Below are 12,765 nucleotides of genomic sequence, written 5' to 3'. Positions count from 1 at the left end.
TCAGCTGCTTCTTTCGCGGGTCGTGCGCTACCGGAAGGCAACTCCAAACGGCCGCGTCGATCCCCTGTTAGTATCGCAAAGTGATATATCGATCACACCTGCTTGGCGAAAGACACCAATGGGCGCCTACAGCTTCGGCGGAGATCTCCTTTCCGCTTACACTCGTTAGGATCGCACCGCCGTCATCGCGCCATTGGGTTGTAATCACGGCTCTGGTCTAGGTACAGCATTTGGTGCATCGGCAGATACCGCGCTTAGCAACTTGTCAGTGGGAAGACTGGACCTGCGGTAGCTAGTGCGGCGCGCTTGGTGCTCGACGGCGGGGTTGAGCAGATGTCCGGGCGTTTCCGTGGCCGTAAAGAGACTCTGGCCGCCCAGGGGTGCTGCGAGGATCAAGACCAGCTACGCCTTCGGGCTGCGACGTCGCGAGGCCTGGGGTCTGGATGTGGTCGACTTTCGCCGCAACCCGAAAGTGCGGGGGTTCGGCCGGTTCGGCGGCGCGCTGGGGCAAATCCTCACGGGGCGACCTGCCGAAGCGGCGCACGGTGCCGCTGGCCGGAGATTGACTGGGTCGTGCCGGTGCTGGTGCAGTGGGTGGCCGAACTGCACCAGCCGGGTAAACACCCCGCAGTGTGGATCACCCCGCGGCGGGGCTGGTTGAAAGCAGGTCTACCGCCTGGTGTCCCAGCCGCCGCAGCGGCTGCCGTCATGAGAACCTGCTACCTCGACGCGCTCTCGAGTCTGAAAAACAGCCTGGCATCGCAAACGTTGTATGAGCGCAAACGAACCGAAGGTAAGGTTCACAAGCAAGCAATCATCGCGCTCGCCAGACGACGCACCAATACGATCTTGGTCATGTTCCGCGACCGCACTTCTACCAAGAACCCATACCGCCGACGCTCGCCATCGCGGCTTGACACAGTCACTGAGATTCCCACTAGCCGGGGCTCTCGCGCGTGTCGATGCCGGCGGAACGATGCTCGATCCGGATCATCGGGGCGATCAACGTGCAAGTACGAGCATTTCTCCCGCTGCGTTTTTCGGATACTGCGGCCTCGCCGAATCCGCCAGCCGAGTTCACGTTTGAGGTTCCCGCGCGCATGGACGTAGATCGTTTCTGTGCTGACCCGCGTTCGGGGTGTGTCCGGTCGGTCCTTGATCAGCCGGTGACTGATCTGTTCCGGGGGCCACTTCTCATGCAGGCGGGCCTGCACGTAGTCGCGTGACTCGCTACCTTCAATAGCTTCTGTTGCTTCGGCCGTTCCCGCCGGGCCACTGTGTGGCCCGGCGGGCGGTATGAGGCCTGTAGCTGCGCGGGTGACGGTGTTCTGGCGCAACTCGCGGATGATCGTGGACGGGTCCCGCACCAACACTGCCGGAACTTTTGGATCGACATCACGCTTTTGCGCAGCTCGCGCAACTACTCACGCTCGACCAGGCTCAAATAGCATGGACGATCGACCTGCTCAACTCGATCAAGATCGACACGACCGTGAACAGAAGTTGTGCGCTACGACGTCACACTGGCTAGTGCAGTCGGCGATGGCCCGGTCTTGTTCGGGTGGCTGCGGTGGTCGTCGCCGCCCAGGGCGAAGTAGCGCAAGGCCGCGAACTTGGCTTCGATGCAGTTCAGCCAGGAGGCGTTGGTCGGGGTGAAGACCAACTCGATGTCGTTGGCCTGGCGCCAGGAGCGGACGGCAGGGTGCTTGTGTGAGGGCCGAAGTGTCCGGCACAAGGCAGAGTCTCCCTCTGGGTCAGCTAGCGGAGGGCTCTGCAGAAGGCGAGGAACTTGCGCCAGCGCTTACGGTCCCTGATGCGGTAGCACCAGAGCGGTTCAATACAAAGTCCCCCCCGGAGTGACGCTGGCGACGAGGGTTCGGATTTGAGCGATGGCATACTCTACGGGGCCAACGGGTTGAGTGAGATGGCTGAGCGTGAGGCGTACGAACACTTCGATCAGCCACTCGCGCGTGTCCTGGGGAAGCTGCGGGTAGAGGACGGCGGCGTCGGCTTGGATGCGGGTCAGGGCGGGCCGCAGGACCGGTTCAGGGTGGGTCGTGAGCAGGGGCAGGAGATCGTTGCTGCCGCCGGGGGCGCCGAGGACGACAGCTTTGACGAGTGGATTGTCGGAAGCCGTGCGCAGCACGAACTCCGTGGCGGCGGGCAGGCCACGACCCGGCTCGCCCGGATGGGCCTGCAGTTGGGCGGAGACTCCGGCGAGAAAGCGCTCGGCCTCACGGGCGATGAGGGCCACTCCCAGCTCGTTCTTGGTGCCGATCTCGTTGTAGACGCTCTTGCGACTCACCCCGACCCGCTCGGCGATGCGCCCCATGGTCACGGCTTGCCAGCCATGGGAGCAGGTCAGCTCGAAGGTCGCATCGAGTAGTCGGTCGCGGAGGAGGGCCCGCACCTCCGCGTGAAACCCCTGGTCACTCACGCCCCGACTATACAGGGGCGATCACGCTGCCACTGTGCTTCACATTCTCGGAACTTTTGTGTAATGTGTGCACACCGATTCCGTTCATGTGACGAGTCCGCCGCCTCCTAGCGTCAAACCGTGGGAAGCGCGACCAGCGCTTCCCGGGACAGAGATGGGCTGCAGCAAGGGCCAATCTCCATGGCCGAGGCGAGCGGGTCGCGCGAAAGACGGGCACTGACCGCATGTGAAGCCGCGGTGCATCGGCGGATGCGAGCCCACCGCATCGGCCGCCGTACGTCACGTCCGGGCGCCAAGGCTGTCCGTGTGATTCAGCTGCTCATCCCACTGATCCAGCTGCCGACTTCGCAGCGCAAAACTCTTTCAACCACTCAGCCCATCCACCGTGCACGACATGGCAAGAACGGGGCGCACCATGACCAACGGCATGGCCCAACTACTCAGCATGCTACTCCCTCTTATGCTGTTCATGGTCAGTCCGGCCCTGATCCCCTTGATCGGCTGGATCATTGGGGCGCTGCGCGATCTGGTCACCAGCGACCGGAGGCACGGCCGCCGAAGCACTTCTCGTTCCCCACGCGACGACCGGCGCGATCCAGGGATTGCACGAGACCAGGAGGCCTAGCCGTCATGCCTCAGCGCCTTCCGCGACCTCACCTGCCGTAACGCACTCGCGACGACCATATGAGCACACCAACTCCTCCCACAGGCATCGCTTCCCCGAGGAGCAGCGCCTCCTGGCAGCTCGTGACTGCCGCACAGGCCGGCGATCGTGGTGCTTTCGCCACCCTCTACCGGACCTACGCACCAGGGCTGTACCGCTACCTGCGGGCCCGTCTCCGCAACCAGGCCGTGGCCGAGGACCTGGCCAGCGAGACCTTTCTGCGCGCGCTGCGAAGTCTGCACACCGTGACCTACCAGGGCCGCGACGTCGGCGCCTGGCTCACCACCATCGCCGCCAATCTGATCCGCGACCAGCTCAAATCCGCCCGCTACCGCAACGAACTCCTCGATCACGACACCGCCAGCACCCAAGTCGCGCACGCCAACCCGGAAAGCATCGTCGTGCACGCCGACGAAGCGCACCGGCTGCAGGAGGCTCTGGCGCACCTTACCGCGGAACAGCGGAAGTGCCTGCTGCTGCGGTTCTTCCACGACTTCTCACTCGCCGAGACCGCAACAGCCATGAATCGCGATATCAACGCGGTCAAAGCCCTCCAACACCGCGCCATCCGCCGCCTCGCCGCCCTCTTCGGTCGTGAACGAGCCGACCCTGCGGAACCGGATCGCGAGCGGTCGAAGCACGACGAGCGATGAAAGGACCACAGATGCACCACGACTACGATGTTCTGGTCATCGGCTCAGGCTTCGGTGGGTCGGTGACCGCCTTGCGCCTGACCGAGAAGGGTTACCGGGTCGGTGTTCTCGAGGCGGGCCGGCGCTACACCGAAGAGAGCTACCCCACGTCTTCCTGGGACCTGCGCGGGTTCTTGTGGGCGCCGAAACTCGGCTGCTACGGGATGCAACGCATCCACGTGGTCAAGGACGCGGTGATTCTCGCGGCCTCGGGAGTCGGCGGTGGTTCTCTCGTATACGCCAACACGCTCTACGAACCGCTCGACGCCTTCTACGCTGACGCGCAGTGGTCCCACATCACCGACTGGCGCGCCGAACTGGCCCCCTACTACCGGCAGGCCAAAGCCATGCTCGGGGTCGAAACCAATCCCGACCGCACCGACGCCGACCACGTTCTCAAGGAGGTCGCCGACGAGATGGGCGTGGGGAAGACCTTCCACTCCACGCCGGTCGGCGTCTTCTTCGGCGGTCCGCACACCTCACCCGGAACCGACGTTGCAGACCCGTTCTTCGGCGGAACCGGCCCGTCGCGACGCACCTGCATTCGCTGCGGCTCCTGCATGACCGGTTGTCGCTACAACGCCAAGAACACGCTCGACAAGAACTACCTGTACCTGGCCGAGAAGGGCGGTGCCCACATTCGCTCGCTGACCACGGTCACCGCAGTGCGGCCCCTGAGCATGGGCGGATATGCGGTCGACACCGTGCGAACCGGGCGCAACGCACGCCGGGAGAGCAACCGCACCACCTTCACCGCCGAACAGGTCGTATTCGCCGCCGGCACCTACAACACTCAGAAGTTGCTGCACCACCTCCGCGACGAGGGCACCCTGCCGCACCTGTCTTCTCGGTTGGGCACGCTGACGCGCACCAACTCCGAGGCCATCCTCGGAGTCAAGAGCCGCAGCTCAGCGGCTGACTACACCAGCGGTGTGGCGATCACCTCCTCGTTCCACCCGGACGACGACACGCACATCGAGCCCGTGCGCTACGGCAAGGGCAGCAATGCCATGGGCCTCCTGCAAACCGCGCTCACCGATGGCGGCAAGCGCATCCCGCGTTGGCTGACCTGGCTGCTGACCATGGTGCTGCACCCGCGCAGCTTCACGTTCTTCTCCCCGCGCCGCTGGTCGGAGAAGACGATCATCCTTCTGGTCATGCAGAAGCTCGACAACTCCCTCGACATCGTCAGCAAGAAGGGCAGGTTCGGCCGTTCCACACTCACCTCGCGCCCGGGCCACGGAGCCCCCAATCCGACCTGGATCCCGGCAGGCCATGAGACCGCCCGCCGCGTGGCGACGAAGATCAACGGGATTCCCGGTGGCACGTGGGGCGATGTGCTCAACATGCCGATGACAGCGCACTTCATCGGTGGCTGCGTCATCGGCTCCAGCCCCGAAAGCGGGGTGATCGACGCGTACCAGCGCCTTTACGGGCATTCCGGGCTGCACGTGATCGACGGCTCAGCCGTCACCGCCAACCTTGGCGTGAACCCTTCGCTGACCATCACCGCCCAGGCCGAACGCGCGATGGCCTTCTGGCCCAACCGCGGCGAACCGGACCCGCGCCCGCCGCTGGGTCGGCCCTACCAGCGGCTTGCGCCGATCGCTCCCCACCAGCCTCTGGTGCCGCCCTCCGCACCGGCGGCTCTCGATCTGCCCTGGCCCCACCGTCCCGACCTGGACGGTGAGACGTCTGTCGCTCGTCGAAGCCCGTAGGCGGTGCCCTGCAAGGGCTCACCAGATGTCGTCGGCGATCCGAACCAGCAGCGCAGCGCGAAGCTGCGGCACCACTTCCCGCTGCGCGCACGTCGCCGCACGAGCAGCTTTACAAATTTTCCCTATTGCCAAGTGTCACTTTACACATTTACGGTTCTGTCAACCGATTCTCAGCAGTGAGGAGGTTGCAGTGGCTACTGCCGCAGCAAACGTCAGTGGGACAGTGCCCGCCGGCTCGACCGAGCGGTGGAAGGACAAGAAGCGCTATCTGTGGCTCATGGGGCTGGTCATGCCCTCGCTCGCCTTCGCGGCGATGGGAGCCCACGCGCTGACCGGGCAGGGGGCGTGGTTCTGGATCGGGCCCGTCGTGCTCCTGGTGATCGTGCCGGCGGTGGACCTGCTGGCCGGACTCGATCGCTCCAACCCGCCGGACGACGTGATCGAGGCGCTTGAGAACGACAAGTACTACCGCTGGATCACCTTCCTGTACTTGCCGATCCAGTACGCGGGGTTCGTCGCGGCGTTGTGGCTGATCGCCCGCGGTGACCTCTCGGTGGTGGACAAGATCGGGCTGGCGGTCACGGTCGGCTGCATCGGCGGCATCGGCATCAACACGGCTCACGAACTGGGGCACAAGAAGGAGAGCCACGAGCGGTGGCTGTCCAAGATCGCCTTGGCGCAGAGCTTCTACGGTCACTTCTACATCGAGCACAACCGCGGTCACCACGTGCGCGTGGCGACACCGGAGGATCCGGCTAGCGCCCGCGTGGGCGAGAACTTCTACCGGTTCTGGCCGCGCACCGTGTGGGGGTCGCTGACCAGCGCGTGGCACCTGGAGAAGAAGCGCTACGCGCGACGTGGCCAGCACCCGTTCCGCATCGGCAACGATGTGCTCAACGCCTGGGTGATGTCGGCGGTGCTGTGGGGCGTGCTGCTGGTCTGGCTGGGCATCGGAATCCTGCCGTACCTGCTCGTTCAGGCGGTGGTCGGCTTCTCGCTGCTCGAGGTGGTCAACTACATGGAGCACTACGGGATGCTGCGCCAGCGGACCGGTCCCGACGGCACCGGCCGATATGAGCGGGTCTTGCCAAGCCACAGCTGGAATTCCAACAACATCGCCACCAACGTGCTGCTCTACCACCTGCAGCGGCACAGCGACCACCACGCCAACCCCACGCGCCGATACCAGACCCTGCGCGACTACGAGGAATCCCCGGTCCTGCCGACCGGATACGCCGGGATGATCTTGATCGCGATCGTGCCCGTGATCTGGCGACGGGTCATGGACCCGCGGGTGGCTGCGCACTTCGGGGGAGACATGAGCCGGGCGAACATCGCCCCGCGGAAACGAGCGAAGGTGCTCGCGCGGTACCCCGCCCCCGCAGCGTCCGAGGAGGCGGCATGAGTCGGTACCGCTGCCCGGGTTGTGACTACACCTACGACGAAGCAACCGGCGACCCACGCGAGGGATTCCCCGCCGGCACCGCATGGGCCGATGTCCCAGACGACTGGTGCTGCCCCGACTGCGGCGTGCGCGAGAAGGTCGATTTCGAAGCCGGAGAGGGTGAGTGAACCTGATGGAGATCGTCGTCGATCGATCCAAGTGCGAGGGTCTGGGCATGTGCGAGGCCATGGCGCACGAGTTCTTCGAGGTCCAGGACGACGGCAGCATGGTCGTCCTGGACGAGCACCCGGGCGACGAACACCGCCAGACGGTGTCCGCCGCCGTGGACGCCTGCCCCGTGCTGGCACTCACGCTGAAGGGGTAGAGCCTTGGAGCGTCTCGTCGTCGTCGGCGCCTCACTGGCAGGACTGCGCGCGGTGCAGTCCGCCCGCCGAAGCGGATTCACCGGCCGGATCACCCTGATCGGCGCCGAGGAACACGTGCCCTACGACAGGCCACCACTGTCCAAGTCGTTCCTCGACGCCGGCCACGACGGCTCTCCCCCGTCCTTCCACAGCGAGGACGAGCTGCGCGACGGGCTCGGGGTCGAGCTGCGGCTCGGAGCTCCGGCCACCGCCCTGGATACGGCGGCTCGGGAAGTCCGCACCGCCGATCGCGCGGTGCCCTACGACGGACTGATCATCGCCACCGGAGCGACACCACGCGCCCTGCCCGGAGCCGGCGCGATCGCGGGTGTGCATCAGCTGCGCACCGTCGAGGATGCCGTGGCGATCCGGTCCGCGCTCGAATCCGGCGCCCGCACCGTGGTCGTGGGCGCCGGGTTCATCGGTTCGGAGGTCGCCTCCGCCGCGCGGAAACGAGGTCTGCCCGTCACCCTCGTGGAGGCCTCCGACCTGCCGCTTTCGGCCGCGCTCGGCCGGGACGTGGGTGCCGTGTGCGCGGACCTGCACCGAGCGCACGGCACCGATCTCCGCCTCGGTCGCACGGTGACGGGGATCGAATCGAACCACGGCCCAGTCACCGGTGTGCGTCTTGACGATGGGACCGTCCTGTCAGCGGACCTGGTCGTGGCGGGCATCGGAGTCACCCCCGCCACCACGTGGCTGGGCGACAGCGGCCTTCGGCTGCACGAGCACGACGGCGGTGTGCTCTGCGACTCCACGCTCTGGGCCGGAGCCCCGGGCGTGTACGCAGCCGGGGACGTAGCGCACGCGGTGAACCCGCTCTTCGACGACGACCTCATGCGCCTCGAGCACTGGACCACCGCCGCCGAGCAGGCAGCGGTGGCCGCCCGCCACGCGCTCGACCCAGCAACGGCAACACCGCACGCTCCGGTCCCCTACTTCTGGTCCGACTGGTACGGACACCGCATCCAGTTCGCCGGAACAGCGCGAGCCGACGAGGTGCGCGTGATCAGTCCTGCCCAACAGGGACTGCTCGTTCTGTACCGGCGCGGCGACCGGCTCGCCGGGGCGCTGACGGTGGATCGCCCCGGGGACATCATGAAATTCCGCCGCCGGATCGCCGGCCGCGACGACTGGGCCGAAGCCCTGGCCTTCGCGAGGCGAAGAGGGGCTGCTGAGGATTAGGTTGACGCCTTGGCCTGCCCCAGGGGTTTCGTGCCCGTTTCGGCGTGAAAAGCGGGTCTTGCTGCGAGGCTGCTATCTATGCCCCGACCGTATCCACCGGAGTTCCGCTATCGGGCCGTCGCGCTCGTTCGTGCCGGGAAATCGATCACTACCGTCGCCACGGAGCTGGACATCAACGCCGGTGCCTGCACAACTGGCTCCGGGCGGGACCAGATCGACCCCGGCGAGCGCTCCGGGAACACCACGCACGATAGTGCCGAGCTGACGAAGGCGAACAGGAGCATCCGGAAACTCGAGGCTGAAGTCGAGATCCTCCGCAAAGCCGTCAAATTACTCGGAAACATTGTCCCGCCCCACAAGGGTTCATCCGGTGATCGATTCTCTCGTCGACGTGGACATCCGGTCAAGGTCTGCTGCCGCGTGCTCGGGGTCAGCAGCCCCGGCTATTACCAGTACAAGAACCGGCCGATGTCGCCGACGATGATGCGTCGTCAGTGTCTGACCGGCTTGATTCGGGAGGTCCACGACGCCTCATGCAAGACCCACGGGTCCCGTCGCGTGCACGCCGAACTGACACGCGGAATGGGCATCGTGGTCAGTGTGAACTTGGTCGGCGAACTGATGCGGCTCGCGGGTATCGTTGATCTTCCAGGCCCGGTCAAGATCAAGCGGTTGAAAGGTGTTGCTCCAGCGGATGCTCTCGTCCATCGGAAGGTCCACCGACTCTCGACCAATGAGTTGTGGGTCACCGACATCACCGAACATCCCACCCGCGTCGGCGGTGAGGTCCTGCATCATGACAGGAACCAGCCATTCGGGACGAGAGTGCGAAAGTACGCGCCGCGGTGGTGTATATGGCAGACATAGTTCCTGTCGATGGCCTGAATACGCTGTGGGTGGCTACGGCATGGTACGCACACCAGGTGACGCAGACGTAGCGGCCGCCCGGACACAACAGCCGCGCGAGCTCGGCGAACGTCTCTTCCAGGTCGACGTACATGGTTGTCTCGTTCCACGTGACCAGTCGATCAGCCCGGCTGCATTCAGCTCGGCCAGAAAGCGCCTCGTGCAACTGTTGCACATGCCGGCTTCGGTCCAGTCCCACATCCGTCGCCAGGAGGTCATGCCCGAGCTGTACCCGAGTTCCTACGGAAGGAACTCCCATGGCATGCCCGTGTACAGCACGAACAAGATCCCGCACAGTGCCTTGCGGTCGTCCAGCCGCTTGCGACTAGGGTTGCGAAACCGCCGCTCGACCACCGGCAACAGCGGCTCGATCCGGGCCCAGAGCCCGTCCTCGACCTCCTAAGGCCTGTGATTGCGCCAAGGCCAACCCCAACCAGACGATCCAACGACCTCAAGATCAAACCACATCCAAGATCATTCTGTTAGTGCCTCTTACACTGATCGACCCGACAGTCCCCTGCGGCGAGCCGATCGTTCTTCACACGGTGATGCGTGATGGAGATGTTGCGTCCGGAAACGCGTGTCACTCGCGCGGCGCCGGCGAACGCCGTTAGGCCGGACGCGATCAACTCCGGTTTCGGCGAACAGCCGTGCGCCGGTAGCTTCGCCCAGTCCAGGGAAACAGGGTGATGATGTCGTGGTCGGGATGCGGCTGAAATCCTCGTTCGCGGCATCAGCTAGTTCGTCGGCGTTGACCGCATTCGGTGTCTAATGTGGTCAACTGCGCGGCGTTGCGGCTTATGGCTTCCCCGCCAGTTCCGGCTGCCGCAGTTGTGGACGATGCAGGGCGTCTCTGATCCGAGCCGTAGTCTGGTCCAGTGCCGTTGGCGCCCTGCCCGCCGCAAAGCCGCGATGATACGGGGCTTGGTCAGTTTTGCGCCCTGCTGCGGCGTCTGGGCGATTGCGAGGACGACACGAGCCTCGGCCTTGGCGAGTTGGTGTGCACTGTGCTGACGAACGCCTCGAGGAAGCCGGCGTTGTACTCGCGCAGTAGCGACCAAAGTTCTTGGGCGGCCGTGGTTCGGCGCCAGATCGCGTCCTGCGTCGCGCGCGCCAGTACTGCGCGGTACGACAAGGCGCTGTCGGCCGGGAGTTTATGTCGCAAGAGAAATGATTGCCCAAGGGCTCTACTCGTGACCATTGGGTTGGCCTGGTGCAGCGGTCCTACCAACAGGCGGGCAAGTCCCTGCCGTCTTCGACCCGCTCGCAGGTATCGGCGGGCACGAGCGTTTCCGACGACGACCTCAAGCCAGGGGACGTGATCTTCTACTACAGCTCGGCCAGCCACAACGGATCTACATCGGCGGCGGCAACGTCGTGCGCGCACCGACCGAGGGCCAGGACGTCAAGGTCGAGAAATACCAGGACATCGGCGAGGTCCACTCCATCCGTCGGATGGCCGGCTGACCGCCGACAGCGCAATCCACGAAGTCGCACAGCTGCCCGGCGCCGGTCTACCGGGGCGGTGCGTGCCTGTTCTACGGGGATGTAGTGCGCTTGGCCGATCCTTGGGCGGACGAGCGGACCAGCAGGGTGTGGATCCAGGGGGACATGCATGCCCAGAACTTCGGAATGTACATGGATGGTTCTGGGGTCCTGGTGTTCGACGTCAACGACTTCGATGAGGCATACCTCGGGCATTTCACCTGGGACGTGCAGCGTTTCGCGGCCAGCATCGCGCTGCTGGGGTGGAGCAAGGCATTGCCCGATGACGACATCGCCGCCTCCGTGAAGCAAGCAGCATCACCGTATTTGGACCAAGTAAGGACCATTTCCAAGAAGGAAGGGGATTCGGAGTACTCACTGCGGATGGGAACTGCTGGGGAGCCGTCCACGAGCTGTTGCAGCAGACGCGTTTGTGCAGCCGGACGGCGCTGTTGAACAGGATGACCGAGATTCAGGGTTATGACAGGCGTTTCCGCGAAGGCGGCGGAGTGCGTCGGCTCGGTGCCAAGGAACGCGAGAAGGTCGAAGCGGCGTTCCAGCACTTTGGAAACCATCCCGCAGGAGAACCGAATGCGCGACGTCGCCTACAAGGTGAAGGATGTTGTCGGCAAGAGTGGGTTCGGCATCGGGAGTGCGGGGGTGCCCGCGTACAACGTCCTCATCGAGGGGCCGACCGAAGCCCTGGAGATCGACATCGTCCTGTCGATGAAGCAGGGCAACGTGGCTGCACCGTCGCGGGTCGTCACCGATGAGCACATCCGAGACTACTTCCTGCACCACGGCCATCGCACCGCGCTGTCGCAGCGGGCGCTGCAGGCCCATGCTGACCCGTTGCTGGGGTACACCGAGATCGACGGTGTGGGCTACGTAGTCGATGAACTTTCCCCGTATGAGTCTGACCTGGACTGGGTAGACCTGACTGAGCCAGAGGACATCTTCCCGCTCCTGGATTCCCTGGGGCGGGCAATGGCCAAGGTGCACTACGTTGCGGATGCCCAGTCGGACACCCAGCTGGTTCCGTTCCAGACGGAGGCCGCGATCATGCAGGTCGTGGGAGGGCGCGAAGCGGAGTTCGCCTCGTGGCTCTCTGACTTCGCTCTGCACTACGCCGAAGTGGTCCGCGATGGCTATCGCTTGTTCGTCGATGCATTCCGCATCGGTGAAATCGGCTACCTGGCCGCCACCGCACCCAGCAGCTGAGTGATGTCGGGCTGCGGCTCGGCCGTCCTGCCACTTGGTCTCAGGCGGGGTGAGTCGCGACATGCAGGATGCCACGACGTGCAGGGGCCGCCATGATGCCGATCGTCTTTCCTCGCGATGGTGTTCCACCCTGAGGGTGGGGGCGCAGCCCGGGCGAGCCCTGGGCTGCGCCCCCAGAGGTCAGTCACGACTGCGCGAGCCGATGGCCCTCCGTCGCTGACACTTGCGAAACTGGAATGCCTCCATCGAAAGTGGTAGAGCCGTTTCCGGTTGATTCTGCTTCCAATTGGCAAAGTGTTCTGGAAGCGAGCTCTCCGTATGGGAGGACCGGGGAAAATTGCTTCGCCGCCGGTCCACTTCGGCGGTGTTCCGGCCGGTTACGGTTGTCATGGTCTGGTATAGACATGCTGGTCCGCGCAGCAGTCATGCTTGGCGGTCAAGTCCGAGTGAACTCCGCCGGCTCCAGCATCAGCCGATGGGTCGCCTTGCGAAGACCGAAGCGCCGTCGAACTGCGTCGGTCACAGCCAGGTCGGCGACTGCGGCACAGCAGCTTATGAGGCTTCCCGAGATGCCTGGGCTGCGGCAACGCAATTCCGACGTGCTCCTGCTATGTGGGCGGTCCCGCTGGACCCCCAGGTCAGCTAAGT

General features: G+C 64.9%; 8 protein-coding genes and 4 pseudogenes. 9 read left to right on the top strand and 3 right to left on the bottom strand.

Features of this window, described 5'->3' with window-relative positions; genetic code table 11:
• Positions 1–1,510: 1,510 nt before the first annotated feature.
• Both AB0J78_RS17705 and AB0J78_RS17700 read right to left on the bottom strand, forming a co-directional pair.
• Complete coding sequence (locus tag AB0J78_RS17705; RefSeq protein WP_363790167.1) at positions 1,511–1,735, bottom strand: hypothetical protein; 225 nt, start codon at positions 1,733–1,735, stop codon at positions 1,511–1,513.
• Between the two features lie 99 nt (positions 1,736–1,834).
• Positions 1,835–2,437 carry a TetR family transcriptional regulator gene (locus AB0J78_RS17700; RefSeq protein WP_363790165.1) on the bottom strand — a complete coding sequence of 201 codons (603 nt, stop codon included), beginning with the start codon at positions 2,435–2,437 and terminating at the stop codon, positions 1,835–1,837.
• Between the two features lie 684 nt (positions 2,438–3,121).
• Here AB0J78_RS17700 and AB0J78_RS17695 point away from each other — a divergent pair.
• From AB0J78_RS17695 to AB0J78_RS17670, 6 genes and pseudogenes are all read left to right on the top strand, one after another.
• Positions 3,122–3,754: a sigma-70 family RNA polymerase sigma factor gene (locus tag AB0J78_RS17695; protein WP_363790163.1), complete on the top strand. Its 633-nt coding sequence runs from the start codon at positions 3,122–3,124 to the stop codon at positions 3,752–3,754.
• Positions 3,755–3,765: 11 nt separating this feature from the next.
• Positions 3,766–5,511: a GMC family oxidoreductase gene (locus tag AB0J78_RS17690; RefSeq protein ID WP_363790161.1), complete on the top strand. Its 1,746-nt coding sequence runs from the start codon at positions 3,766–3,768 to the stop codon at positions 5,509–5,511.
• A 190-nt stretch (positions 5,512–5,701) separates the two neighbouring features.
• Positions 5,702–7,083, top strand: a pseudogene (locus tag AB0J78_RS17685) (fatty acid desaturase).
• Between the two features lie 5 nt (positions 7,084–7,088).
• Positions 7,089–7,280, top strand: coding sequence for a ferredoxin (locus AB0J78_RS17680; RefSeq protein WP_363790463.1), 192 nt, complete (start codon positions 7,089–7,091; stop codon positions 7,278–7,280).
• 4 nt (positions 7,281–7,284) lie between these two features.
• Positions 7,285–8,505 carry an FAD-dependent oxidoreductase gene (locus AB0J78_RS17675; RefSeq protein ID WP_363790159.1) on the top strand — a complete coding sequence of 407 codons (1,221 nt, stop codon included), beginning with the start codon at positions 7,285–7,287 and terminating at the stop codon, positions 8,503–8,505.
• A gap of 78 nt (positions 8,506–8,583) precedes the next feature.
• Positions 8,584–9,372, top strand: a complete 789-nt coding sequence (locus tag AB0J78_RS17670) for an IS3 family transposase (protein ID WP_363790157.1) — start codon at positions 8,584–8,586, stop codon at positions 9,370–9,372.
• A gap of 213 nt (positions 9,373–9,585) precedes the next feature.
• On the opposite strand, the pseudogene AB0J78_RS17665 reads toward AB0J78_RS17670, so the two are convergent.
• Positions 9,586–9,879 (bottom strand): annotated as a pseudogene (locus AB0J78_RS17665) (transposase); the annotation flags it as partial.
• A 745-nt stretch (positions 9,880–10,624) separates the two neighbouring features.
• Here AB0J78_RS17665 and AB0J78_RS17660 point away from each other — a divergent pair.
• The 3 genes and pseudogenes from AB0J78_RS17660 to AB0J78_RS17650 form a co-directional block, all read left to right on the top strand.
• A pseudogene (locus tag AB0J78_RS17660) lies at positions 10,625–10,696 on the top strand (hypothetical protein); the annotation flags it as partial.
• A gap of 242 nt (positions 10,697–10,938) precedes the next feature.
• A pseudogene (locus AB0J78_RS17655) lies at positions 10,939–11,352 on the top strand (DUF2252 family protein); the annotation flags it as partial.
• A gap of 24 nt (positions 11,353–11,376) precedes the next feature.
• Positions 11,377–12,117: a DUF2252 family protein gene (locus AB0J78_RS17650; RefSeq protein WP_363790155.1), complete on the top strand. Its 741-nt coding sequence runs from the start codon at positions 11,377–11,379 to the stop codon at positions 12,115–12,117.
• Positions 12,118–12,765: the final 648 nt, after the last annotated feature.

It is taken from the genome of Saccharopolyspora sp. NPDC049426 (assembly GCF_040676935.1).
Lineage (GTDB): Bacteria > Actinomycetota > Actinomycetes > Mycobacteriales > Pseudonocardiaceae > Saccharopolyspora.
The sequence above is the reverse complement of the archived record's forward strand: the minus strand, read 5'-3'. Positions and strand labels throughout refer to the sequence as shown.